Source organism: Actinomycetospora sp. C-140 (assembly GCF_054796175.1).
Map to the genome: position 1 here is coordinate 209,502 of NZ_JBTWNF010000008.1, position 23,590 is coordinate 233,091.

Sequence of the window (23,590 nt, forward strand, 5' to 3'; positions counted from 1 at the left end):
GTCAGCCCCGCATCCGCGCGTCGTCGGGGTCGAACAGCGGCCGGCGCCCGGCCCGGGCCACCGTCACCCGGTACCGCTCCCCCAGGTACTCGACGAGCAGGCCGGTGCCCTCGACCGCGTGCCACGGCGGGAGGTAGGCCATCAGCAGGTGCGTCCCGAGCGACGGGGCCGCGCCCGCGCTCGTGACGGACGACGGCCGGCCGCGGCGGTCGGCGATCCGCTCCCCGTCGAGGGTGAGGACGGGCTCGCCGCCCTGCGGGTAGCGCCGCAGGCCGGCGCTGTCCCGTGCGCCGTCGAGCGTGAGCGTGCACAGCGTCGCCTCCGGCTCGCCCTCGCGCGCCTTGGTGTACGCGGCCTTGCCGACGAAGTCCGCCGCCTTGAGCCCGGGCAGCGCGAGGCCCGCCTCCACCGGCCCGTGCTCGGCGTCGAGCTCGTGGCCCATGAGCCGGTAGCCCTTCTCCATCCGGGCCGTGGTGCCGTAGACACCGATGCCGGCGGGCACGAGCCCGTGCGGCGCGCCGGCCTCGACCAGCGCGTCCCAGAGCCGCGGGCCGGACTCGGTCGGCGCGTGCAGCTCCCAGCCCAGCTCCCCGACGTAGGACAGCCGCAGCGCGAGGACCGGCGTCGAGCCCACGTGGACGGTCCGGGCGGTGCCGAACGGGAACGCGGCGTCGCTGACGTCGTCGTCGGTCACCGCCGCGAGGACGTCGCGCGCCCGCGGCCCCCACAGCCCGAGCGTGCACACGGCCGACGTCACGTCGTGCAGCGCCACCGACCCGTCGGCCGGGAGGTGGGTGGTGAACCAGTGCCGGTCGCGGGCACCGTCCGCGCCCCCGGTGACCACCCGGAAGTGCTCCTCGCCGAGCCGGACCACGGTCAGGTCGCTGCGGAAGCCGCCGTCGGGGCCCAGCAGCGGCGTGTAGATCACGCGGCCGACCGGCCGGTCCATCTGGGCGACCGTGAGGTGCTGGAGGTACGGGAGGGCGCCCGGCCCGCGCACGTCGAACGACGTGAACGCGCTCAGGTCGATCATCGCGACCCCGCGGCGCATCGCGAGGTGCTCGGCGTTGATGATCGGCGACCACCAGCGCGCGTCCCACTCGTGCGGCCGGTCGGCGACGCCGAGCTCCTCGACGAGGGGGGCGTTCGACCGGTACCACTGCGGGCGCTCCCAGCCCGCCACCTCGAAGAACTCGGCGCCGAGAGCCTGCTCGCGCTCGAAGAACGGCGACCGGCGGGCGCCGCGGTCGGACCCCCACTGCTCGCGGGGGTGCACGATCCCGTAGGTCTTGTTGAAGCCCTCGGCGGCGCGGGCGCGGACGTGGGCCCGGGTGCGCTCGTGCGGGGCGAACCGCGCGATGTCCGAGTGCTGCGGGTCGATCTCCGGCGCGCCCTCGGTCATCCACTCGGCGATGAGGCGGCCGACCCCGGGACCCTCCTTGATCCACACCGCGGCCGCGGACCAGAGTCCCCGCACCTCGGGGGTCTCGCCGAGCAGCGGATGGCCGTCGGGCGTCAGCGAGAGCAGGCCGTTGATCGCGTGCCGGATGCCGGCGTCGGGACGGTCGAGGACGCTCGCGAAGAGCTCGAGCGCCGCCTCCATCTGCGGGTCGAAGTCGTCGGGGGTGAACGGCAGCTGGGTCGGCGAGAGCGCCGCCGCGGCCAGCGACGGGATGTCGTCGGGGTCGACCAGGATCGGGCGGTGGGCGTACGAGCCCACCTCGAGGTCCGCCCCGCTCTGCCGCTCGTACATCAGCGGGTCCATGTCGCGGATGATCGGGAACGCGATCTCGCGCCCGGTCGCCGCGAGCTCGGGGATCGGGCCGACGTCGATCATCTGGTGGACCGCGGGGGTCAGCGGGATCGTCGCGCCCGCCAGCGCCGCGATGCGCGGGCTCCACACGCCGCACGCGACGACGACGTACTCGGTCTCGACGTCGCCGCGGTCGGTGCGCACCCGCCGCACCCGGCCGCCGTCGGTGTCGATGCCGAGCACCTCGGTCATCGCCGACACGGTCAGCGCGCCCGCGGCCGAGGCCCGCTCGCGCATCAGCTCGCCGGCCCGCAGCGGGTCGACGACCGCCACCGACGGCGTCCAGAACCCGGCGAGCACCGGCGCGGGGTCGAGGAACGGGACCTTGTCGACCACCTCCGCCGGGGTGATCAGCTCGGCGTCGATGCCCCACGCCCGCGCCGACGACATCCGCCGGTGCAGCTCCTGCACCCGCTCGGGGGTGCGGGCCACCTCGATGCCGCCGCACGTCGTCAGCGTCCCCAGCTCGGTGTACTGGCGCGCCGCGTCCGCGGTCAGCTGCGTGATCTCGCGGGAGTGGTCGACCGGGAAGATGAAGTTCGAGGCGTGGCCGGTCGAGCCGCCGGGGTCGGGCAGCGGGCCCTTGTCCACCAGCACGATGTCGCGCCAGCCCAGCCGCGCGAGGTGGTGCACGACGGCGTTGCCGACGATGCCGGCCCCGATGACGACGACCTGGGCCCGGTCGGGGAACGGTGTCACGGCTTCTCCTCGGGGTTCCTCAGGCGGCCGTGCGGCGGGCCTGCGACAGCCAGCGCACGGTCGGCTCGATCTGGTTGAAGGTGAAGAGGTGCAGCCCGGCGAGGTCGCCGGCGCCCGCGGCGAGGCCCCGGACGAGGTCGTCGGGGGTGTGGCGGCCGGGCCGCAGGAGCGAGCGGGCGGTCGCGCGGTGGGAGCGGGCGAACCGGGCCGCGTCGGCGACCCCGATCCGCACCGACAGGCGCAGCAGCCGCGCGGCGTCGACGACGCCGGGCACGCCGGCGACCACCGGGAGGTCGATCCCCCGCGCCCGCGCCTCGCCGGGGAACCGGCGGACGAGGTCGGCGTCGAAGCAGAGCTGCGTGACGGTGTAGTCGGCGTGGAACTGCTTGACCCGCAGGTCGGCCCACAGCACGTCGTCGCCGATGTGGTGGTGGCCGTCCGGGTAGGACGGGACGCCGACCCGGGGCGGGCGCCGGCCGAGATCCTCCATCGCCCGCAGCAGCGCGAGCCCGTCGGGCAGGTCCCCGGCGGGCTCGCGCGCGTCGCCGCCGACGACGAACACGTCGCGCACCCCGGCCTCGGCGAGACGGTCGAGGTGCTCGGTCAGCTCGCCGCGGCCGCGCACGCTGCGCGCCGCGAGGTGGGGCACGGCCGCGAAGCCGCGCGCGGCCAGCTCCACCGCCACGGCAACGGTGGCGGCCGGCCCCCGGCTCGGGGTGGCGGTGACGGTCACCGTGGCCCCGGGCGGGAGGTCCGCGACCGCGTCGAGCACGCCGGCCGTCGGCGCCACCTCGAAGCGCGGGTCGGTGAGCAGCGCGGCGACGGCGGCGCGGACATCCGGACCGCCGGCGGCGTCCAGCCCTTCCATGACCGCTCAGCCCTTGGGGGTCTGCTTGCTCGGGTCGACGAACGGCTTCTCCACGACCACCGCGCCCCGCGCGTCGTCCAGGGTGGCGACGTGCAGCTCGGTCCCCAGGGACGTGTGCTCGGCGGCGACCATGGCCAGCCCGATGTTGCGCTCGAGCCGCGGCGACCAGCACGCGCTGGTCACCGAGCCGACGACCCGTCCGCTGTCGTCGCGGACCGTGAACGGCTCGATCATCGACCCGTCGTTGAACGAGCCGAGCGGGGCGCCGTCCATCTCGAGCCCGACGAGCGAGCGCGTGAGCCCCCGCTCCTTGGCCCGGATCAGGGCGTCCTTGCCGACGAAGTCGGCCTCCTGGGCGAGGTCGACCATCCACGTGTAGTCGTAGCCGACCTCGAGCGGGTTCGTGTCGAGGGTGATGTCGCAGCCGTAGGCGAGCATGCCGCCCTCGATGCGCCGGATGTGGCACGGGCCGATGGGCCGCATGCCGTGCGGCCGGCCCGCCTCCCAGACCCGGTCCCAGAGCCGGCCCGCGTTCCGGACGGCGTCGCGCAGGTAGATCTCATAGCCGATCTCCGCGCTGTAGCCGGTGCGGCTCACGACGACCTCCATGTCGTCGATCACCGCGTGGCGCAGGTGGTAGTAGGGCATCTCGGCGACGTCGGTGCCGAACAGGTCGGTGACGACGGCCTTGGCCTTCGGGCCCTGGACCTGCACCGGGGCCACGTCGATCTCGCGGACCCGCACGTCCCAGCCGCCGGCGTGCGCCAGGCCGGTCGCCCACAGCCCCACGTCGGAGTCGGCCAGCGAGAGCCAGAACCGGTCCGCCTCGACCCGCAGCAGCACCGGGTCGTTGATGATCCCGCCGTCGGGGGCGGTGACGAAGACGTACTTGCACTGCCCGACCGCGCACTTGGTCAGGTCGCGCGGGATCAGGTAATTGGTGAACGCGAAGGCGTCCGGGCCCGAGATCTCGATCTGGCGCTCGACGCCGACGTCCCAGAGGGTCACGTCCTCCAGCAGCGCCCAGTACTCGGCGACCGGGTCGCCGTAGTGCCGCGGGTGGTACGTGTGGTTGTAGACGCTGTACATCGCCACGCCGTGCGCCCGCGACTTCCAGAAGTACGGCGACTTGCGCAGTCGCGGGTAGAGCAGCACCCCCGGGTTCGTCACGACCGTCGACGACGGCTCCGGCACGAGGTCCACCGCGGCCCGGGTGGGCAGGACGTCCGTCATCAGCACCTCACCTCATCGTGCGTCCGGCGGCCCCCCGAGCCGGCAATCGGACGAGCGTTGCGTTGATCGCAACCGGTTTCCCTTGACGCAACGAGCATGCGTCCGTGACCGAGATCACGTCAAGAGATCCGACGAGGCGGACTGATATATCCGGTGCGGGGTCAGACGCGTACGAGTCCGGTGGGCTCACGACGGGTGTGCACGCGGTAGCCCACCGACAGCGTGAGACCGGGGGTGCCGTCGATCGCCCGCTGCGCGACGGCCGGGGTGAACTCGATGCGCAGCACGTCGCCGAGCGTCGTGCGGTCCGCGAAGCGCCAGAGCGTGTCGACGCGGCGCACCACGAAACCCCGGTCGGCGAAGAAGCGCTCGGCGGCCCCCGGGTCGTAGCGCGGCGCGGACGCCCGCATCCAGGCGCCGTAGGAGTGGCGGGTGGCGTCCAGGTCGACGATCACGACGATCCCGCCCGGCCGCAGGACCCGCGACGCCTCGGCGAGCCCGGGTTCGCAGCCGGGGCCGAAGAAGTAGGCGGTGCGGGCGTGGACGACGTCGACGCTGTCGTCGTCCAGCGGCAGGTCGGCCGCGCTGCCCGGGACGACCCGGCAGGTGGGGTGCCCGGCGACCCGCTCGCGGGCCCGCGCCACCAGCGGTCCGTGGGGCTCCACGCCGACCACGGAGCGGGCCCGCCGCGCGAACCACGGCAGGTGGTAGCCGTCGCCGCACCCGACGTCGACCACGTCGAGGCCGTCGTGCGGGGCGAGCTCGACCAGCGTGTCCCACAGCGCGCCGGTGGCGTCCTGGGCCTCGTTCTCGCGCTCGTAGACCTCGGGCCAGCGCCAGATGTTGGGGGACTCGACGACGTCCCCCTTCTGGGAGCGGGTCACACGCCGTGCACCGGGACGAGGACGAGCAGCAGGAGCCAGGCCATCGGCGCCGACGTCACCAGGGAGTCGAGGCGCTCCATGAGCCCGCCGTGGCCGGGGATGGTGCTGCCCATGTCCTTGATGCCGAGGTCACGCTTGATCAGCGACTCGACGAGGTCACCGGTGACGGCCGTCGCCACCAGCAGCGGCCCGATGATCAGGCCGTACCACCAGTGGTCGTCGAGCAGCAGCGCGACGCACAGGCAGGCGCCGGTCGACCCGGCGATGAGCGACCCGGCGAGGCCTTCCCACGACTTCTTGGGGCTGACCTTCGGCGCCATCGGGTGCTTCCCGAACAGCGCGCCCAGCGCGTACCCGCCGGTGTCGGAGCAGATGACGACGATGAGGAACGTCAGGACGCGCGCCGTGCCGTCGGCCGGGACGACGAGCATCGAGCCGAACGCCATGCACAGCGGCACCCAGCACAGCACGAGCATCGAGGCGCCGACGTCGCGCACGAACCCGGCGGCGCCGAGCCGCATGCGCCACAGGAAGCAGCCGAGCACCGTCACCAGCAGGGCGCCGAGGATGCCCTCGGTGCCGAACGGCCAGGCCAGCCAGATCATCGCCTGCCCGCCCACCAGCACCGGGACACGCGACAGGCGGATGCCGGCGCCGCGGTGCAGCGCGCCGAACAGCTCCCACGTCCCGATCACCGCGGAGATCGCCACGATGCCGATCCAGGCCTGCCGGACGGTCAGCAGCGCGACGAGGATGACCGCGCCCATCGCGAGCCCGACGCCGATGGCGACCGGCAGGTTGCGGCCGGCGCGGGAGGTGCGCTTCGGCGGGTCCGCGCCGGGCTCCGCGGTCTCCTCCGTGCCCTCGCTCGTGCCCCCGCCCGTGCCGGCGTTCGCCCCCGGCGCGGACGCCGGGGACTCGGTCGGGGCGGGCCGCCGGGGCCGCGACGCGGAGGAGGGCATGGGACGTGGGCTGCCTCAGACCTCGAGGAGCTCGGCTTCCTTGTTCTTCACGAGCTCCTCGACCTGGGCCACGTACCTGGCCGTGACGCTCTCGAGCTCCTTCTCGGCGCGCCCGGTCTCGTCCTCGCCGGCCTCACCGTCCTTGACGATGCGCTGCAGCTCGGACATCGCGCCGCGGCGCACGCTGCGGATGGACACCTTGGCGTCCTCGCCCTTGCCGCGCGCGACCTTGACCATGTCCTTGCGGCGCTCCTCGGAGAGCTGCGGGAACACGACGCGGATGATCTGGCCGTCGTTGCTGGGGTTGACGCCGAGGTCGGAGTCGCGGATCGCGCGCTCCATGCTCTGGAGCTGGCTCGCGTCGTAGGGCTTGATGACGGCCATGCGGGCCTCGGGCACCTGCACGGCGGCGAGCTGGTTGAGCGGGGTCCAGGCGCCGTAGTACTCGACCTGGATGCGGTTGAACATCGCCGGGCTGGCACGGCCGGTGCGCACGCCGCCGAGATCCTCCTTGGCGACGCTGACGGCCTTCTCCATCTTCTCCTCGGCGTCGAGGAGCGTTTCGTCGATCATGGTCGCCTCTCCTCAGGGGCCGGAAGGGGTGTGGACCAGCGTGCCGATCCTCTCACCCCGCACCGCGCGGGCGATGTTCCCCTCGACGAGCAGGTTGAACACCATGATCGGCATCTTGTTGTCCATACAGAGGCTGAACGCCGTCGCGTCGGCGACCTTGAGGCCCTTCTCCAGCACCTCGCGGTGGGAGATCTCGTGGTACATGGTCGCCGTCGGGTCGAGCTTGGGATCGGCGGTGTAGACGCCGTCGACGCCCTTCGCGAGCAGCACGACCTCGCACTCGATCTCCAGCGCGCGCTGTGCGGCGGTGGTGTCGGTGGAGAAGTACGGCATGCCGACGCCCGCGCCGAAGATGACCACGCGGCCCTTCTCGAGGTGGCGCATGGCGCGGCGCGGGATGTACGACTCGGCGACCTGGCCCATGGTGATCGCGGTCTGCACCCGGGTGTCGATGTGGTGCTCGCGCTCGAGGAAGTCCTGCAGGGCCAGGCAGTTCATGACCGTGCCGAGCATCCCCATGTAGTCCGCCCGCTGGCGCTGCATGCCGTAGCGGTGCAGCTCCTCGCCGCGGAAGAAGTTGCCGCCGCCGATGACGACGGCGATCTGGATGCCGGAGTTGACGACGTCGGCGATCTGGCGCGCGACGGTCTGGACGACCACGGGGTCGACACCGACGCCGCCGCCGCCGAACATCTCGCCGCCGAGCTTGAGCAGGACCCGCTTGTGGCCGGACCGCGTGTCCGCACCGGCGTCGGTCACGGTCTGGGGACTGGCCACGCTCTCCTCCAGCTGCTCGGCGGGGTGCTCGACGTCCGGCCCGTGGGGCCGGGGCCCGGATCGGGCCCCGGCCTCACGGGTTCGGGGTCAGGGCTGGCCGACCTCGAAGCGCGCGAAGGTGCGGACGCCGACGCCCGCCTCCTCCAGCACCTTGCCGACCGTCTTCTTGTCGACCGACACCGAGTCCTGCTCGACGAGCACGGTGTCCTTGTAGTAGCCGTTGAGGCGGCCCTCGACGATCTTCTCGAGGATCTTCTCGGGCTTGCCCTCCTCGCGGGCGGTGGCCTCGGCGATGCGCTTCTCGTTCTCCACCACGTCGGCGGGGACCTCGTCGCGCGTCGTGTACAGCGGGCGCGCCGCCGCGACCTGCATGGCCGCGCCGCGCGCCGCGTCCGCCGCGTCGTCGCCGTCACCGGTGTAGGCGACGACGACGCCGATGGCCGGCGGCAGGTCCGAGGACCGACGGTGCAGGTACGTCGCCGTCGGGCCGTCGAGCAGCGCGACGCGGCGCAGCTCGAGCTTCTCGCCGATGCGCGCCGAGAGCTCCTGCACCTTGTCCTCGACCGTGCCCTCGCCGAGGGTCGCGGCCTTGAGCGACTCGAGGTCCTTGGTGCCGCTGCTCAGCGCGACGCCGAGGATGTCCTCGGCGAGCTGGACGAAGTCGGCGTTCTTGGCGACGAAGTCGGTCTCGGAGTTGAGCTCGATCATCGCGCCGTCGCGGGCGGCCACCACGCCGTTGGCGGTGGTGCGGCCGGCCCGCTTGCCGACGTCCTTCGCACCCTTGATGCGCAGGGCCTCGACGGCCTTGTCCATGTCGCCCTCGTTCTGCTCGAGGGCCTTCTTGCAGTCCATCATCCCGGACCCGGTGAGGTCCCGGAGCTTCTTCACGTCCGCAGCGGTGTAGTTCGCCATGGTGCGGCTCTCGTCCGTCCTCGTCGTCGTTTCGGTGCTGGCGGTCGGGTGACCGACCGTCAGCCGGCCCCGCCCTGCGGGGTCGGGGCACCGTTGTTCTGGCCGGCCTCGGGCGCGGCGGCGATCGCGTTGTCGTCGCCCTCCGAGTCGGTGTCGACGGTGCCGCCGGTGCGCTCCGGGCGGCTGACCGGCGTGGTGTCGTCGCCGATCGCGTTGGTCGTCTCCTCGGCCGCGGGCGTCGCGACCGGCGCGTCGCCGGGCGCGTCGACGGCGGAGCTGGTGCTGCCCTGCTCCAGGCCGGTCGGCGCGCTCGCGCCGTCCCCGCCCTGGGCCATGAGCTCCTGCTCCCACTCGGCCAGCGGCTCGTCCTCGCCGCGCTCGCCGTCGCCGCGCTGGCCGCGGGCCTGCAGGCCGTCGGCGCACGCCTGCGCGACCACGCGGGTCAGCAGGGCCGCGGAGCGGATCGCGTCGTCGTTGCCCGGGATCGGGTAGTCGACCTCGTCCGGGTCGCAGTTGGTGTCGAGGATGGCGACGACCGGGATGTTGAGCTTCCGGGCCTCGCCGACCGCGATGTGCTCCTTCTTGGTGTCGACCACCCACACCGCGCTGGGCACGCGGCCCATGTCGCGGATACCGCCGAGCGTCTTCTCGAGCTTGTCGTGCTCGCGGGTGAGCATGAGGATCTCCTTCTTGGTGCGACCCTCGAAACCCCCGCTCTGCTCCATGGCCTCCAGCTCCTTGAGGCGCTGGAGGCGCTTGTGCACGGTGGTGAAGTTGGTGAGCATGCCGCCCAGCCAGCGCTGGTTCACGAACGGCATGCCGACGCGGCGCGCCTGCTCGTCGATGGCCTCCTGGGCCTGCTTCTTCGTGCCGACGAAGAGCACCGTGCCGCCGTGGGCGACGGTCTGCTTGACGAACTCGTAGGCGCGATCGACGTAGGACAGCGTCTGCTGCAGGTCGATGATGTAGATGCCGTTGCGCTCGGTGAAGATGAAGCGGCGCATCTTGGGGTTCCAGCGGCGGGTCTGGTGGCCGAAGTGGACACCGGAGTCCAGCAGCTGGCGCATCGTGACGACGGCCATGCGGTGGAACTACCTTCTCTCTGCGGCCCGGCGCGTGCGCCGGACCTGGCGGTTGTCGCGACGGTCCCGGTCGGGCCGCCGCCCTGGTGCCCTCGTGGCCGATCCGGAACCCGCTCTCGCGGGACCGCCCGGATGCGGCTCTGGCAGCGCTGCGCGTGGCGGCGCTTGAGAGGGCACGCGAAGTCGGCCCGCCCGACCCCGACGGCGCGAGGACACGGCGGACCGCTGGTCACGAGTGTACCCGCGCACCCCCGCGCCCTCCCCCGCGCCCTCGGGGTCCGGCGCCCGGCGCACACGGGCGGCGCACACGGGAGTGCGAGTGGCGCACACGGGGTGTGCGAGCAATGCGGCTTTCCTGGCGTGTGACGCCAGGATCGCCACAGCCTCGCCTCGCGACACGCCGATGGTGGCCTGGCGAGGCACGGGGTGTGTCAGCCTGGCGTCCAGGCTGGCGTTCGACGACAGGAAAGCCACCAGCTCGTGGAGTGCAGCGACGTCGGCAGGGCGGCGACGGCGCCCGTCGGCGGTGCGCGGCGGCGTCGGACGGCTGCGCCGCCCGCGCGTTCGCGGAGTGCAGCGACACGGCGGAGCCGCGGGGCCGGTCGTGGAGATCAGGAGTGCACCACGCACCCGCGGCGGGCTGCGGAGGTGCGTGGTGCACTCCTGATCTCTGTGTGGGCGGCCGATGGATCCGGCGGGGGTCCTGCTGCGTCCAACCGGGTGTGAGGTGTTCCGGACCGATCGCGGCCCTGACCGCTGTGCTGGCCGCCGTGCTGGCCGCTGTGCTGCTCGCCGTCCCCGCTCCCGCGAGCACGGCGCCCGCTCCCCCGCCGGTGGTCCCGGTGGGGGCGTACGGGTGGCCGTTGGCCGGGGTGGACCCCGCCGGCGCACCCGCGCGATCCGGCCAGCCCGGGGCGGTGACGCGACCGTTCGACCCGCCGCCGCACTTCTACGGGCGCGGGCACCGGGGCGCCGACCTCGCGGGCCGGCCGGGCCTGGCGGTCGTGACCGCCGGCGACGGGGTCGTGGTGTTCGCGGGCGCGCTGGCCGGGCGCGGGGTGGTGTCCGTCGAGCACGCGGGCGGGCTGCGCACGACCTACGAGCCACTGGTGGTCGGCGTGGCACCCGGTGCGCGGGTCCGCCGCGGCGACGCCCTCGGCACCCTCGCGTCCGGGCACCGCGGGTGTCCCGTGGCGGCGTGCCTGCACTGGGGCCTGCGCCGGCCGGCGACCGCGACCGGCGCAGGCGGCCTCGAGTACCTCGACCCGCTGCTGCTCCTGGGGCTGGGGTCGGTGCGGCTGCTGCCGACCGACCCGTGAACCCCTCAGGCGTGCTGGAGCTCGGCCAGCCGCGCCCGCAGGCGCATGACCGCACGGGTGTGCAGCTGGCACACGCGCGACTCCGTGACCCCGAGGACCCGGCCGATCTCGGCGAGCGTCAGGTTCTCGAAGTAGTACAGGCCGACGACCGTGCGGTCCCTCTCCGCGAGCTGACCCACCGCCTCGGCCAACAGGCGCCGCGTCTCGCGGTCCTCCATGGCCGCGAGCGGGTCCTCCGCGCCGGTGTCGGGCAGCGAGTCCGCCAGCGACGGCGCCGCCGCCCCGTCGCCCGCACCCCCGCCGCGCCCGGCGGCGACGAGCTCGTCGAGCGCGGCGACGCTCGTCATGGCGATCTGCCCGAACGTCGAGCGCAGGTCCTCGGTCGAGGTGTCGAGCTCGCTGGCCAGCTCGGCGTCGCTGCAGGAGCGCTGCTCACGCCCTTCGAGCCGCTCGATCGCACGCTCGATCTCGCGGGCCCGTGAACGCACCGACCGCGGCACCCAGTCCTGAGACCGCAGCTCGTCGAGGATCGCCCCGCGGATGCGCTGCATCGCGTAGACCTCGAACTTGCGCCCGCGGTCGGGCTCGAACCGCTCGATGGCGTCGACCAGCCCGAAGATGCCGCACTGGATGAGGTCGGCGACGTCGACGTGCGAGGGCAGGCCCGTGCCCACCCGGCCGGCCACGTACTTGACCAGCGGCGCGTAGTGCAGCACCAGCCGGTCCTTGCGGGACTTGCGCGGGTCCTCGGTGTACGCGGCCCAGAGCTCGGCGATGCCGGCCTCGACGAGACCTTCCTCGTCGACGGTGCCCGGCGCGGCCCCGCCGAGCGTGGCCGGCAGGGCGTGGGTGCCGGCCTCGGCCCCGAGGGCCGCGGTGTCGCGTGACCCGTCGGTGGGTGCCGGCACGGCCGCGAGCGCGGTGGCGCCCTCGGTGGCCGGACCCGACGGCTCACGGCGGGTCGGTGACGGGCGGCGCGCGGCGCGGTCGGCGGCACCGGCGGCCCCGGCCGCGCGCACGGCGGACTCCGAGTTGGGCCCCGGCAGGGCGGGCAGCGGACCGGTCGGCGGGGCGTCCGGTGACACGGTGGCCACCGGCGGGCCCTCGCGCCGCGGGTCAGGCGCGGGGGTGGGCGGTGTCATGGATGGCCCTCAGGCGCTCGGCGGACACGTGCGTGTACAGCTGGGTCGTCGCCGGTGACGCGTGCCCCAGCAGTTCCTGGACGCTCCTCAGATCCGCTCCCCCCTCGAGCAAATGTGTGGCCGCCGAGTGTCGGAGGCCGTGCGGCGCGATGTCGGGCGCCCCCGGAACGGCGCCGGCGGCGTCGTGCACCACCGCGCGGGCGATCCGGGGGTCCAGGCGCCCGCCGCGGGCGCCGAGCAACAGGGCCGGAGGCGAGGTCGCGACGGCGAGCGCCGGGCGGCCCTCACGCCGCCAGGCCTCGAGTGCCGCGGCCGCCGGCTGTCCGTAGACGACGGTGCGCTCCTTGGCGCCCTTGCCGAGCACCCGCAGGGTGCGCCGGCCGTCGTCCACGTCGTCGACGTCCAGGCCGCAGAGCTCCGAGACCCGGACGCCGGTGGCGTAGAGCAGTTCGAGCAGCAGGTGGTCGCGCAGCGCCACCGGGTCGCCCTCGGCGGCGCCCGCGGCCGCCGCCTGCAGCGCGGCCGCGGCCTGGTCGGCCCGCAGGACCTCCGGCAGGCGCCGGTGCGCCTTCGGCGACGCGAGACGGGCGCCCGCGTCGGTCGGGGCACGTCCGGTGCGGGCCGCCCACGCGGTGAACGTGCGCGCGGCCGCGGCCCGGCGCGCCAGCGTGGTGCGGCTCGCGCCGCGCGCGCGGCCCTCGGCCAGCCAGGAGCGCAGGCCCGCGAGATCGAGATCGGCGAGGTCGACGGGCACCTCGCTCCGCGCGTCGGGGCCGGTGGCCGCGTCGGGGTCGGTGCCGGCTGCCGCGCCGGAATCGGCATCGCGTCCGCGCACGTGGTCGAGCAGCGACGCGACGTCGCCGAGGTAGGCGCGGACCGTGTGCGGAGAAAGCGCCCGCTCGTAGCGCAGGTGGGCGGCGAAGGCGTCGAGGTGCGCCGCCACGGAGGCCGGACCGGCGGGCCCCACGACCGGCGAGGAGGCCTCCGCCGGCGTCGTCCCGCTCCGGGGCGCGCGGGGCGTCGGGACCGCCGGAACCCGCTGGTGAGCAGCGGTGGGGCCGCTCGCATCGTCCGTCCCGGTGAACGCGGAGCGTGACGACGTGACCGGGTCGAAGGGGAACTCACGAGAGCGCCCTCGACCGGGTGACCGGGAGGCCCCGTGAGGGCGTCCGGTCGACCCGTCGGTAGGAAACGTGCCGGTCATCGCCGTGAAGACTCTCGGGCAGACCGGCCTCGGTCAAGCACCGCCACGACTCGTGCGGTGACCGTGGGCCACCGTCGGGGAGCGGTTCCACTCGTCGCGCTCTGCAACCGTTCGTCGCTCTGTGCCTGTTCACCCGGGTCGGCGACGCCACCGCCCGTCGGCGCCTTCGACCAGCCCGCGCGCTTCGAGTCCACCCAGGTGGGTGGCCAGGTCGGCCGGGTCGACACCTGCGTCGTGGGCCAGACGTACCTCTGTGCGCGCCGCGTGGAGGGGCAGGGCGTCGAACACACGGAGCGCCCCGGGGTCAAGACCGTCCGTCGGACGGTCCGGGGTCCCCGGTGGGGTGGCGATGTCGTCCCCCACAGGTGCCACCTCCTCGAGGACGTGCGCCACCCGCCCGACCACCGACACCCACGGGCGGCGGGCGAGCTCGTGGCAGCCCAGTGAGAGCGCCGAGGTGACCGGCCCGGGCACCACCATCACCGCCCGCCCGAGACCGCCCGCGACCAGCGCCGTGCGCATGGCCCCGGAGCGCGCGGCCGCCTCGACCACCACCGTGCCCGCGGTGAGCGCGGCGATGAGCCGGTTCCGGACGAGGAACCGGTGGCGGGCGGGCGTCGAGCCCGGCGGGTACTCGGTGACGACGAGACCCCGGTGGGCGATGTGGTCGAGCAGCGTCGCGTGGGTGGGCGGGTAGGCACGGTCGATCCCGCACGCCAGGACGGCCACGGTGGCTCCGCCGACCGCCAGCGCGCCCCGGTGCGCGGCCCCGTCGATCCCGAGCGCCGCGCCGGACACCACCGTCCGTCCCCGGTCGGCGAAGTCCGCGGCCCAGTCGCGGGCGACCCACAGCCCGTACTCGCTCGCCGCGCGGGCCCCGACGAGCGCGACCCGGCCGCGCGGGGCGTCGTCGAGCCGCAACGGCCCGCGCGCCCACAGCGCCAGCGGCTCGGCGGGGCCCTCACGCGCCGGCGCGCCCTCCATCCCGCCCCCGTCGTCCGGCCCCGCGACGAGCCCCAGGCCCGCGAGCGCGACGACGGGCCATTCCGGGCCTTCGGGGACGATCAGCCGCCCGCCGCGGGCCCCGAGGAGCGTCAGGTCGGCCTCGGCGCGGTCGGTGTCGCGCCGGGCCGCGGTCTCGCGAGCGACCGCCGGCGGGAGGGCACCCGGCCCGGCCGTCACGCCCGCCCGCACCCGCCGTGCCGCGGTGACCGGCCCGACCTCGGCGACCCAGGCCGCGAGGGCCGCGGCGGGCGGCTCGGCGACCCGCGACAGGTAGGCGCGGGCCAGCAGGACCTCGGGGTCGACCGGCGAGTCGTCCACGGGTGGGCGGACCGCGCTCACGCCGCCTCCTCGTCGGGACCGCCGGAGCCGTCGGGGTCATCGGCGGACACGAATCCCTTGAACCCGACGGCCTCGACGATGTCGGCGCGTTCGGGCCCGACCGCGCCCCGGAGGTCGGCGATGGTCCACGCGACGCGCAGCGCGCGGTCGGCACCCCGGGCCGTCATCGCCCCGGTGCGCAGCTGGCGCTCGAGCACCTCCCTGGCGTCGCGGGGAAGGCGACCCCGGCGGCGCAGCTCCGGGCCCGGGACCTCGGCGTTGGTGCGCCACCCCGCCTCGCGCCAGCGGTCCCGCGCCGCCGCCCGCGCCGCGAGGACACGCGCCCGGACCGACGCCGTGTCCTCCGGGACCTCCTCGACGCTCTCGCCGGATCCGGCGTCCCACGAGAGCGCCTCGACCGCCTGCAGCGACACCTGCAGGTCGACGCGGTCGAGCATCGGCCCCGACAGCCGGTTCGTGTAGCGCCGCTTCTCGAGGCTCGAACAGGCGCAGTCGGTGGGCCGCGGCGGGGCGCAGGGGCAGGGGTTCGCCGCCATCACCAGCTGGAAGCGCGCCGGGTAGCGCACGACGCCGTCGGTGCGCGCCAGCCGGACCTCACCCTCCTCGAGCGGCGTGCGCAGCATCTCGAGCACGTGCGGGCCGAACTCGTAGATCTCGTCCAGGAAGAGCACCCCGCGGTGGGCCAGCGACACCGCGCCCGGCCGGGCCAGCCCGCTGCCGCCGCCGACGAGCGCGGCCGACGACACCGAGTGGTGCGGCGCGACGAACGGCGGCGCGGCGGGCAGCGCCTCCTGCGGGTCGATGACCCCGGCCAGCGAGCGCACGGCCGCCACCTGGAGTGCGGCGTCGACGTCGAGGTCGGGCAGCAGGCCGGTCATCCGCCGGGCCAGCATCGTCTTGCCCGAGCCCGGCGGCCCGACCATCAGCAGGTGGTGCCCGCCCGCCGCGGCCACCTCGACCGCCCGCCGCGCCGCCTGCTGGCCCACGACGTCGGCGAGGTCCTCGCGCGGGCCGCCGCCCGACGGGCGCGCCGCGGACGGCACGCCGAGCAGCCGCCCGCGCTCGCCCCGCAACCACGCCAGCACGTCCGCGAGGTGCTCGGCGCCCAGGACCTCCATCCCCTCGACCAGACCAGCCTCGACCGCCGCCCCGGCGGGGACGATCGCGCGTTCGACGCCGAGCCGGCGCGCCGCGAGCAGCGCCGGCAGCACGCCGCGGACCGCCCGCACCCGGCCGTCGAGCGCGAGCTCGCCCAGCAGCACGACGTCCCGCAGGGCGGCCACGGGCACCGACTTCGCCGCGGCCAGCACCGAGCACGCGAGCGCGACGTCGTACCCGCTGCCCTGCTTGGGCAGGGTCGCCGGGGAGAGCGCGAGCGTGATCCGCCGCGCCGGCCACGTCTCGCCGGAGTTGACCACGGCGGCGCGGACCCGGTCGCGCGACTCGGCGAGCGCGGCGTCGGGCAGCCCGACCAGCGAGACGGCGGGCAGGCCCTGCCCGATGTCCGCCTCGATCTCGACGACCTCGCCGTCGACCCCGCGCAGCCCGATCGACCACGCGCACGCGAGGGCCACGTCAGAACGCCCCCTCGTAGTGCTCGACCCGGGCCTCGGCGCCGCGGACGAGGAGCACGGCGACGACGTCGAAGCGCACCTCGTCGAACCCCGACCCGCCGGCGGCGTGCCGCTCGGCGAGCCAGCGCTGCGCGAGGCGCCGGATCCGGGCGGCCTTCTCGCGGGTGACCGCCTCGGCCGGGACGCCGAACCCGGTGCCCGAGCGGGTCTTGACCTCCACGACCACGAGGCGCTCGCCGTCGGCGGCGACGAGGTCGAGCTCGCCCTCGCGGCAGCGCCAGTTGCGGTCGAGCACCAGCAGGCCGCGCGCCGTGAGGTGCGCGGCGGCCACGTCCTCGCCGCGCTGCCCGAGCAGGCGCCGATCGTCCGGCGGCCGTCCCGGTGTGTCGCGCGTGGTGACCATGCCCAGCCCCCTCGTCCCCGCCGCCGGAGGGTCCGGCGGCGGCTCCGAGCGTGGCCGGGACGGGGACCGGGGCTCCAGCAGCGATGTCGCGTCTGGGGACAACCGGGAGGGCTGGGGACGGAGCGAGGCCGTGGTGGCGGCCGCGATCAGCCGGCCGGGGCAGCGTCAGCCGCTGAACGGGCCCTCGTCGAGGCGGAGGTCGGGCTTCTCCAGCTCCTCGACGTTGACGTCCTTGAACGTCACGACGCGGACGTTCTTGACGAAGCGCGCGGGCCGGTACATGTCCCAGACCCAGGCGTCGGCCATGGTGACCTCGAAGTAGACCTCGCCGTCGGCGTTGCGCACCGCGACGTCCACCGAGTTCGCCAGGTAGAAGCGCCGCTCGGTCTCCACGACGTAGGAGAACTGGGCGACGATGTCGCGGTACTCGCGGTAGAGCGACAGCTCCATGTCGGTCTCGTACTTCTCGAGATCCTCCGCGCTCATCGCTCTCCCCCCTCCGGCGCGTCCCCCGGGTACTCCTCGGGGCCGAGCGCCGCCTCCAGGTCCACCAGCTCGTCGGCCTCCCCGCTCTCCGCGGACGCCTCGTCGACGGTCACGGCTCCATTGTGGCGCACGCCGGCCATCGCCCCGTCCAGGCTCCGGCCCCGTGCCGCCGCGGCGACGTTGACGAAGCTGAAGCGGTGGTCCTCGCTGGGCCCGTGCTCGGTGAGCGCTGCGTTGTGCGTCGGTGTGCAGTAGCCCTTGTGGAGGTCGAAGCCGTACTCCGGACGCTTCTGGTGGAGGTCGGCCATCAGGCGGTCGCGGGTGGTCTTCGCCAGCACCGAGGCCGCCGCCACGCACGCCGCGGCGAGGTCGCCCTTGGGCACCGCCAGGGCCGGCACGCCGAAGCCCGACACCGGGAACCCGTCGGTGAGGACATAGCCGGGCCGCACGTCGAGGCGGGCGACGGCCCGGCGCATCCCGTCGATGTTGGCGGCGTGCACGCCGCGGCGGTCGATCTCGGGCGGGTCGACGAGCACGACGTGCCAGTCGAGCGCGCGCCGCCGGATGATCGTCGCGAACCGTTCCCGCTCGTCGTGGGTGAGCAGCTTCGAGTCGGTCAGGCCCTCGAGACGCTTGGCGTCCCCCGGCCGCAGGATGCAGGCCGCGACCGCCAGCGGGCCGGCGCACGCCCCGCGTCCGGCCTCGTCGACGCCGACGACCGGGCCGAGACCGTGCCGCTCCAGGGCCGACTGCAGCGCCCAGCTCTCGGTGCTGCGGCGGACGATCGCCCGGGGCGGCTGTACGCCGGTGCGCGGCGGCAGCGGGGCCCGCCGGCGAGCGGGGCGCCGCCCCGCCGGCCGGCCGGTGCCGCGCCGACGACCCGCGTCGTGTCCGGCCGTCACCGGCCGGTCTGGCCGGGTGGTGGCGGACCGCCGCGATCACCGGGGCCGAGCGGATCCGGGTCGTCCGGCGCCCGCGGGCCGCCGTGGTAGGCCGACCAGCGCCGTCGCAGACGTCGGGACACCCCGACGAGCGGCACCCCGACGAGCACGCCCGCCGCCAGCGGGGCACCGGAGGTCCACGTCGGGGCGCCGAGCGCGGAGGCCTGGGCCTGCGGATCGGTGTCGGGGACACCGCCCCACCGGCCGACGGGCAGCACGATGACGCGCGCCTTGCCGATGACGTCGGTGACCCCGATCGGGCCGTGCACGCGGGCGTCCGCGGAGTTGTTGCGGTTGTCGCCCATGACCCACAGCTGGCCGTCGGGCACCCGCACGGGCGCGAAGTCGGCCTGCGTCCGGCCCAGGTTGGGCTGGTAGTAGATGTAGGGCTCGTTGAGCGGACGGCCGTCCACGGTGACGCGGTTCTGGGCGTCGCAGCAGGCGACGGTCTGCCCGCCGGTGGCGATGACGCGCTTGACGAAGTCCTTCTCGTTCGGCGGCGCGAGACCGACGAGCGAGAGCCCGCTCTGCAGGCCGCGGACCAGCGCGTTGCCCGACGGCTCGCCGCCCGACACCTCGTCGTTCGCTCCCCACGAGGGCGGACCGCGGAACACGACGACGTCGCCCGGCGACGGGTCCGCGAACCGGTAGGTGATCTTGTCGACGGCGACGCGGTCGTTGGCGCAGCCGTTGCAGCCGTGCAGCGTGCGCTCCATCGACGCCGACGGGATCACGTAGATCCGCGCCAGGAACGTCTGGATGACGAACGTCAGCACCACCGCGACGACGATGAGCAACGGCAGCTCGCGCCAGAACGAGCCCTTGCGCTTCTTCTTCTTGGTCGTCCGCCCGGGGCCGGTGCTCCCGTGGCGCCCGGACCGACCCGGTCCGCTCTCGGGCTCGTCGCCGTCCTCGGGGCCCTCCTCGTCGCGACCGGCGTCCGCCAGACCCCGCCGGTGCCGCCCCGGGCTCGCCCCGGCGGTCTGCGTGACGGTCGTCGTGGCCGTGCTGCCGGTGGTCGCGGGATCCCGCGGCTTGGGGGGCCGGGAGGCGAAGCCGTCGGCGCCCGCGAGGCCGCTGTCGGACGCGCCGGGAGTGGCGGACGAGGTCGACTCGGCGTCTCCGCCGGGCGCGGGACCGGCCGCTGCCGCCGGCCCCGCGGGGCCGGACGGGCGCCCGGGCGCCGCGTGACCCGGACCGCCGGGACCAGCGGAACCGCCCGGACCACCGGGGCCGTGGGGCGCCGCACCGTTGGCGCCGTTCACGCCACCGGGCCCCGCACCGTTCGCCGCTCCACCGTGGGGAGGCGAGCCCTGCGGAGGCGGGTACGGCCCACCCGCCGGTGGGCCGGGCGGCCGGGGGCCGCCCTGACCCGGCACCGCCGCGACGCCGCCCTGACCCGGGGCCGCCGCGACGCCGCCCTGACCCGGGGCCGCCGCGACGCCGCCGGGCGCCCCCCACGACGGGCCGGACGGAGCCCGCGAGGGCTCGTCGGGCCGCCCGGGTCCGTCCGCCGGAGCGCCCGGCTCGGGAGCGCCGTAGCGCGGCCCCGGTGCGCCGGGGGCGGCTCGGCGCCCGTCGTCCGGACCGCCGCCGTGCCCGTTGCCCGGACCGTGGCCACCGCCGTGGCCCAGGTCGTGGCTGCCGTAGCCGCCCTGGCCGTTCCCGTGACCCGATCCGTAGCCGCCGCCGGTGCCGTTGCCGCCGTAGCCGCTGCTCTCGGGGAGGGACGAGCCGCCCGAGTACCCGGCGCCGCCGTAGCCGTTGCTCCCGGGGAGGGACGAGCCGCCGGAGTACCCGGTCCCCGACAGCCCCGACGTCTCGTAGCTCGGGCCCGCGCCGTACGAGGGCAGGTCGGGGGTGCCGTAGCCGTCGCCCGGCACGTCCGATCCCGACCAGCCGGAGGCGCCGTAGGGCGCCTGCCCGCCGCGTGCGGGCGCCGGGACGTCGCCGTAGGGGTCGTCCGGCCCCTGGTCGTCGTCCGGTCGCGCGTGGGCCGGCGCACGTCCGCCGTAGCCGTCGCCACCGACCGGGCCCGACCGGCCGTCACGGCTCGGATCGGTGCCCGCGCCGGGACTCCGGTACGGGGGCACGGAGGGCTCCTGGGGGCGCACGCGCTTCAGGTTAGGAGACCGGGGCCGTCGGCTCAGGAAGCCGGCGTGGTCTCGCGCTTCTCGCGAATCTTCGCGGCCTTGCCCCGGCGCTCACGGAGGTAGTAGAGCTTCGCGCGCCGGACGTCACCGCGCGTGACGACCTCGATCTCGGCGATGTTCGGGGAGTGCACCGGGAAGGTGCGCTCCACCCCGACGCCGAAGGAGACCTTGCGGACGGTGAACGTCTCGCGCAGGCCGCCACCGTGGCGGCGGATCACGACACCCTGGAAGACCTGTACACGAGAGCGTGAACCCTCGATGACCCGGACGTGCACCTTCACGGTGTCCCCGGCACGGAAGTCCGGGATGTCGGAGCGCAGCGACTTGGCGTCGAGCTCGTCCAGGGCGTTCATCGTCAGCGTCCTCGCGGTCTCACGGGCCGGCGCGACGGACCCCACGGGGCGGGCGTCCGTGTGCTGCCGACCGGGATGGCTTCTCGGGCAGCGGACCGGCGCTCACCGACCCCGATCGGGCCGTGCGCCGTCCGCGGCAACCTCCCCAGTCTGCCATGCCGCCCGTCGCGCTCCTCAGGCCGGGTCGTACCCGCACGCCGTGAGCACCTCGCGGTCGCGGGCGTCGAACGCGCGCGGGCCGTGGCGGGCGAGCAGCGTGTCGAGGAGGTCGGGTCGCACGGCGGCGGTGCGCTCCAGCGAGCGGTCCCGGCGCCACCGCGCCACGGCGGCGTGGTTGCCGCCCCGGAGCACCTCGGGGACGTCGCGCTCGCGCCAGGTCTCGGGGCGGGTGTACGCGGGCGCCTCCAGCAGGCCGTCAGTACCGACAGCGAAGCTGTCCAGCTCCGCCGACTCCGGGTTCCCGAGCACGCCGGGCACGAGCCGGGACACGGCCTCGACGACGACGAGCGCGGCCACCTCCCCGCCCGCGAGCACGTAGTCGCCGAGCGAGACCTCCTCGACGGGCATCCGGGTCGCGGCGTCGTCGAGCACCCGGGCGTCGATGCCCTCGTAGCGCCCGCACGCGACCACCAGCCACGGCTCTCCCGCCCACCCGGCGACGCGCGCCTGGGTCAGCGGCGCGCCCGCCGGGGTCGGCACGAGCAGCCGCGGGGAGCCCTCCCCCGACCCGGCGACCTCGTCGAGCGCTGCCCCCCACACCGGCGCCGTCATGAGCATCCCCGGGCCGCCGCCGTAGGGTGCGTCGTCGACGGCCTTGTGCACGCCACCGGCCCATCGCCGCAGGTCGTGCACACGCACGTCGAGCAGGCCCGCCCGCCGCGCCCGGCCGACGAGGGCCTCGTCGAGCGGGGCGAGGTAGCCCGGGAAGATCGTGACGACGTCGATGCGCATCGGGCACGATCCTGCCCCGGCCGGACGCGAAGGGGGTGGCGAGGGTGGAGCAGTTCGTCTCCTACCCGCAGGAGTGGCGCCTGCTCGCGCCCCTGGGCCTCGCGCTCGTGCTGTGCACCCTCATCGGCCTCGAGCGCGAACGCGCCGCGAAGAGCGCGGGCCTGCGCACCCACACCCTGGTCGGCGTGGGGTCGGCGGCCTTCATGCTGATCTCGAAGTACGGCTTCTCCGACCTGCTCGGGATGGAGCACATCGCCCTCGACCCCTCCCGCGTCGCGGCCCAGATCGTGTCCGGGATCGGGTTCATCGGCGGCGGGCTGATCTTCGTGCGCCGCGACGCCGTCCGCGGGCTCACCACGGCGGCGACGGTCTGGGCGGCCGCCGCGGTCGGCACGGCGTGCGGTGCCGGCCTGCCGTTGCTCGCCGTGGCCGGGACCGCCGTGCACTACCTCGTCACCCGCGGGTACCGCCCGCTCGCGCGCCTGGTCACGGAGTCCTCGACGGTGCCGCGGGACGTCACCATCTCCTACCACGACGGCCGGGGTGTGCTCCGCGCCGTGCTCACGGTGTGCACCGAGCGCGGGTTCGCCGTCGCCGGCATGCACGTCGACCGCGAGGACGGTGGCGCGCCGGACGACCCGACCGGGACGCGCACCGCCTCGGTGACGCTCTCGTTGACCGGGCGCGGCGGGCTGGACACGCTGTCCGGCGAGCTCTCCGAGCTGCCCGGCGTTCTCGCGGTGGGCGTGCCTGCCGAGGAGGAGTGAGCCCTACCCGTCCTCCCCGGAGCCCTCGAGGAGCCCCTCGGGCGGGTCGAGGACGAGCCGGCCGCCGGGGACGTCGACCTGGGTGACGATCGCGGCCACGAACGGCACGAGCGCCTCGTCGGCACCGGGGCGCTCGATCGCGAGCAGTTCCCCGCCGGCGCCGTGCAGGACCGCGGTGACGGTGCCGACGACCGTGCCGTCGGCGAGCACCGCCGTGAGCCCCTCGAGCTGGTGGTCGTGGAACTCGTCGGGGTCGTCGGGGACGCCGTCCAGCGCGGGGGCGGTGAGCTCGGCGCTGCGCAGGGCCTCGGCACCGTCGCGGTCGCCGACCTCCTCGACGGTCACGAGCAGGCGGTCACCGTGACGGCGGGCCGCCCGGATCGTCAGCGCGGGAAGGCGCGAGCCCCGCACCGACAGCACCGTGCCCGGAGCGAACCGGGCCTCGACGTTGTCGGTACGGGGCTCGACGACGAGCTCTCCGCGCAGGCCGTGGGCCTTGACCACCCGGCCGACGACACGCTCGTCGGGAGGGGTCGTCACGGTCTCAGCGGTCGGTGTCGACCACGTCGACACGCACGCCGCGCCCGCCGATGCCGCCCACGACGGTGCGCAGGGCGGTGGCCGTGCGGCCGTTGCGGCCGATCACCTTCCCGAGGTCGTCGGGGTGCACCCGGACCTCGAGCGTGCGGCCGCGGCGGTTGGTGACGAGATCGACGGCGACCTCGTCGGGGTGGGCGACGATGCCGCGCACGAGGTGCTCGAGCGCCTCGGCGAGCTCGCTCACTCCGCGGAGCCGGAAACCTTGGCCAGCTCCTCGTTGAAGCGGGCCTGCTTGTCGACCTTCTCCGGCTGCGGCTTCAGCTTGCCCTCGGCGCCCGGGAGGCCCTTGAACTTCTGCCAGTCGCCCGTGACCTTGAGCAGGCCGTGGACCGGCTCGGTGGGGATCGCGCCGACCCCCAGCCAGTACTGCGCGCGCTCCGAGTCGATCTTGATGACGCTCGGGTCGCTCTTCGGGTGGTACTCGCCGATCGTCTCGATGACGCGACCGTCGCGGCGGTTCTTGGCGTCCGCGACGACGACGCGGTAGTGCGGCTCGCGAATCTTGCCGATGCGGGCGAGCTTGATCTTGACAGCCACTGCTGGGGAACTC

Annotated in this window: 22 protein-coding genes and 2 pseudogenes; 2 read left to right on the forward strand and 22 right to left on the reverse strand. The window is 75.1% G+C overall.

Annotated elements, in window-relative coordinates; all coding sequences use genetic code 11:
- Position 1: 1 nt before the first annotated feature.
- The 9 genes and pseudogenes from ACR9E3_RS15625 to rpsB all read right to left on the reverse strand — a co-directional run.
- Positions 2 to 2,512, reverse strand: coding sequence for a GcvT family protein (locus tag ACR9E3_RS15625; RefSeq protein ID WP_460381208.1), 2,511 nt, complete (start codon positions 2,510 to 2,512; stop codon positions 2 to 4).
- Between the two features lie 19 nt (positions 2,513 to 2,531).
- Positions 2,532 to 3,380: a methylenetetrahydrofolate reductase gene (locus tag ACR9E3_RS15630; RefSeq protein WP_460381209.1), complete on the reverse strand. Its 849-nt coding sequence runs from the start codon at positions 3,378 to 3,380 to the stop codon at positions 2,532 to 2,534.
- Positions 3,381 to 3,386: 6 nt separating this feature from the next.
- Positions 3,387 to 4,613 (reverse strand): glycine cleavage T C-terminal barrel domain-containing protein, encoded by a 1,227-nt coding sequence (locus ACR9E3_RS15635; RefSeq protein ID WP_460381210.1) that lies wholly within the window; start codon positions 4,611 to 4,613, stop codon positions 3,387 to 3,389.
- A gap of 161 nt (positions 4,614 to 4,774) precedes the next feature.
- The gene (locus tag ACR9E3_RS15640; RefSeq protein ID WP_460381211.1) at positions 4,775 to 5,497 is read right to left on the reverse strand and encodes a class I SAM-dependent methyltransferase; all 723 of its coding nucleotides are present in this window, start codon (positions 5,495 to 5,497) and stop codon (positions 4,775 to 4,777) included.
- On the reverse strand, positions 5,494 to 6,459 hold the full coding sequence (locus ACR9E3_RS15645) for a phosphatidate cytidylyltransferase (protein WP_460381212.1): 966 nt from the start codon (positions 6,457 to 6,459) through the stop codon (positions 5,494 to 5,496). The genes ACR9E3_RS15640 and ACR9E3_RS15645 overlap by 4 nt, the downstream gene beginning before the upstream one ends.
- A 15-nt stretch (positions 6,460 to 6,474) precedes the next feature.
- Entirely contained in the window at positions 6,475 to 7,032 is a 558-nt protein-coding gene (frr, locus tag ACR9E3_RS15650) for a ribosome recycling factor (protein WP_460381213.1), read from the reverse strand.
- A gap of 12 nt (positions 7,033 to 7,044) precedes the next feature.
- Entirely contained in the window at positions 7,045 to 7,791 is a 747-nt protein-coding gene (pyrH, locus tag ACR9E3_RS15655) for a UMP kinase (RefSeq protein WP_460381290.1), read from the reverse strand.
- 105 nt (positions 7,792 to 7,896) lie between these two features.
- Positions 7,897 to 8,721: a translation elongation factor Ts gene (tsf, locus tag ACR9E3_RS15660; RefSeq protein ID WP_460381214.1), complete on the reverse strand. Its 825-nt coding sequence runs from the start codon at positions 8,719 to 8,721 to the stop codon at positions 7,897 to 7,899.
- A 221-nt stretch (positions 8,722 to 8,942) separates the two neighbouring features.
- Positions 8,943 to 9,803 (reverse strand): annotated as a pseudogene (gene rpsB / locus ACR9E3_RS15665) (30S ribosomal protein S2); the annotation flags it as partial.
- 770 nt (positions 9,804 to 10,573) lie between these two features.
- On the opposite strand from rpsB, the gene ACR9E3_RS15670 reads away from it, so the two are divergent.
- Positions 10,574 to 11,122 carry a murein hydrolase activator EnvC family protein gene (locus tag ACR9E3_RS15670; protein ID WP_460381215.1) on the forward strand — a complete coding sequence of 183 codons (549 nt, stop codon included), beginning with the start codon at positions 10,574 to 10,576 and terminating at the stop codon, positions 11,120 to 11,122.
- A 5-nt stretch (positions 11,123 to 11,127) separates the two neighbouring features.
- On the opposite strand, the gene ACR9E3_RS15675 is transcribed toward ACR9E3_RS15670, so the two are convergent.
- From ACR9E3_RS15675 to trmD, 10 genes are all read right to left on the reverse strand, one after another.
- Positions 11,128 to 11,964 carry a FliA/WhiG family RNA polymerase sigma factor gene (locus ACR9E3_RS15675; protein WP_460381291.1) on the reverse strand — a complete coding sequence of 279 codons (837 nt, stop codon included), beginning with the start codon at positions 11,962 to 11,964 and terminating at the stop codon, positions 11,128 to 11,130.
- Between the two features lie 274 nt (positions 11,965 to 12,238).
- The gene (locus tag ACR9E3_RS15680) at positions 12,239 to 13,207 is read right to left on the reverse strand and encodes a tyrosine-type recombinase/integrase (protein WP_460381216.1); all 969 of its coding nucleotides are present in this window, start codon (positions 13,205 to 13,207) and stop codon (positions 12,239 to 12,241) included.
- Positions 13,208 to 13,597: 390 nt separating this feature from the next.
- Positions 13,598 to 14,812 (reverse strand): DNA-processing protein DprA, encoded by a 1,215-nt coding sequence (locus ACR9E3_RS15685; protein ID WP_460381217.1) that lies wholly within the window; start codon positions 14,810 to 14,812, stop codon positions 13,598 to 13,600.
- Positions 14,809 to 16,386, reverse strand: a complete 1,578-nt coding sequence (locus ACR9E3_RS15690) for a YifB family Mg chelatase-like AAA ATPase (protein ID WP_460381218.1) — start codon at positions 16,384 to 16,386, stop codon at positions 14,809 to 14,811. The genes ACR9E3_RS15685 and ACR9E3_RS15690 overlap by 4 nt, the downstream gene beginning before the upstream one ends.
- 1 nt (position 16,387) lies before the next feature.
- A complete protein-coding gene (locus tag ACR9E3_RS15695) occupies positions 16,388 to 16,789 on the reverse strand; it encodes a YraN family protein (RefSeq protein WP_460381219.1) in 402 nt (133 codons plus the stop codon).
- 165 nt (positions 16,790 to 16,954) lie between these two features.
- Positions 16,955 to 17,275: a DUF2469 domain-containing protein gene (locus ACR9E3_RS15700; protein ID WP_285649376.1), complete on the reverse strand. Its 321-nt coding sequence runs from the start codon at positions 17,273 to 17,275 to the stop codon at positions 16,955 to 16,957.
- Entirely contained in the window at positions 17,272 to 18,096 is an 825-nt protein-coding gene (locus ACR9E3_RS15705) for a ribonuclease HII (protein WP_460381292.1), read from the reverse strand. The genes ACR9E3_RS15700 and ACR9E3_RS15705 overlap by 4 nt, the downstream gene beginning before the upstream one ends.
- 77 nt (positions 18,097 to 18,173) lie before the next feature.
- A complete protein-coding gene (gene lepB / locus ACR9E3_RS15710) occupies positions 18,174 to 19,163 on the reverse strand; it encodes a signal peptidase I (RefSeq protein ID WP_460381293.1) in 990 nt (329 codons plus the stop codon).
- 1,199 nt (positions 19,164 to 20,362) lie between these two features.
- Positions 20,363 to 20,722 carry a 50S ribosomal protein L19 gene (gene rplS / locus ACR9E3_RS15715; protein WP_133824914.1) on the reverse strand — a complete coding sequence of 120 codons (360 nt, stop codon included), beginning with the start codon at positions 20,720 to 20,722 and terminating at the stop codon, positions 20,363 to 20,365.
- Between the two features lie 174 nt (positions 20,723 to 20,896).
- Complete coding sequence (gene trmD, locus ACR9E3_RS15720; protein ID WP_460381220.1) at positions 20,897 to 21,673, reverse strand: tRNA (guanosine(37)-N1)-methyltransferase TrmD; 777 nt, start codon at positions 21,671 to 21,673, stop codon at positions 20,897 to 20,899.
- Between the two features lie 44 nt (positions 21,674 to 21,717).
- Here trmD and ACR9E3_RS15725 point away from each other — a divergent pair, with 44 nt between their 5' ends.
- A complete protein-coding gene (locus ACR9E3_RS15725; RefSeq protein WP_460381221.1) occupies positions 21,718 to 22,440 on the forward strand; it encodes an MgtC/SapB family protein in 723 nt (240 codons plus the stop codon).
- 3 nt (positions 22,441 to 22,443) lie between these two features.
- Here ACR9E3_RS15725 and rimM read toward each other — a convergent pair whose 3' ends face one another.
- From rimM to rpsP, 3 genes and pseudogenes are all read right to left on the reverse strand, one after another.
- Complete coding sequence (gene rimM / locus ACR9E3_RS15730; protein WP_460381222.1) at positions 22,444 to 22,980, reverse strand: ribosome maturation factor RimM; 537 nt, start codon at positions 22,978 to 22,980, stop codon at positions 22,444 to 22,446.
- A gap of 4 nt (positions 22,981 to 22,984) precedes the next feature.
- A complete protein-coding gene (locus ACR9E3_RS15735) occupies positions 22,985 to 23,224 on the reverse strand; it encodes an RNA-binding protein (RefSeq protein ID WP_133824910.1) in 240 nt (79 codons plus the stop codon).
- A 20-nt stretch (positions 23,225 to 23,244) separates the two neighbouring features.
- Positions 23,245 to 23,577, reverse strand: a pseudogene (gene rpsP, locus ACR9E3_RS15740) (30S ribosomal protein S16); the annotation flags it as partial.
- Between the last annotated feature and the right edge of the window lie 13 nt (positions 23,578 to 23,590).

What these genes read in the sequence shown, in the direction of transcription:
- ACR9E3_RS15630 (WP_460381209.1), bottom strand. Translation starts at nt 3,380, where the DNA reads ATGGAAGGGCTGGACGCCGCCGGCGGTCCGGATGTCCGCGCCGCCGTC.
- ACR9E3_RS15635 (WP_460381210.1), bottom strand. Translation starts at nt 4,613, where the DNA reads ATGACGGACGTCCTGCCCACCCGGGCCGCGGTGGACCTCGTGCCGGAG.
- ACR9E3_RS15645 (WP_460381212.1), bottom strand. Translation starts at nt 6,459, where the DNA reads ATGCCCTCCTCCGCGTCGCGGCCCCGGCGGCCCGCCCCGACCGAGTCC.
- frr (WP_460381213.1), bottom strand. Translation starts at nt 7,032, where the DNA reads ATGATCGACGAAACGCTCCTCGACGCCGAGGAGAAGATGGAGAAGGCC.
- tsf (WP_460381214.1), bottom strand. Translation starts at nt 8,721, where the DNA reads ATGGCGAACTACACCGCTGCGGACGTGAAGAAGCTCCGGGACCTCACC.
- ACR9E3_RS15695 (WP_460381219.1), bottom strand. Translation starts at nt 16,789, where the DNA reads ATGGTCACCACGCGCGACACACCGGGACGGCCGCCGGACGATCGGCGC.
- ACR9E3_RS15700 (WP_285649376.1), bottom strand. Translation starts at nt 17,275, where the DNA reads ATGAGCGCGGAGGATCTCGAGAAGTACGAGACCGACATGGAGCTGTCG.
- rplS (WP_133824914.1), bottom strand. Translation starts at nt 20,722, where the DNA reads ATGAACGCCCTGGACGAGCTCGACGCCAAGTCGCTGCGCTCCGACATC.
- trmD (WP_460381220.1), bottom strand. Translation starts at nt 21,673, where the DNA reads ATGCGCATCGACGTCGTCACGATCTTCCCGGGCTACCTCGCCCCGCTC.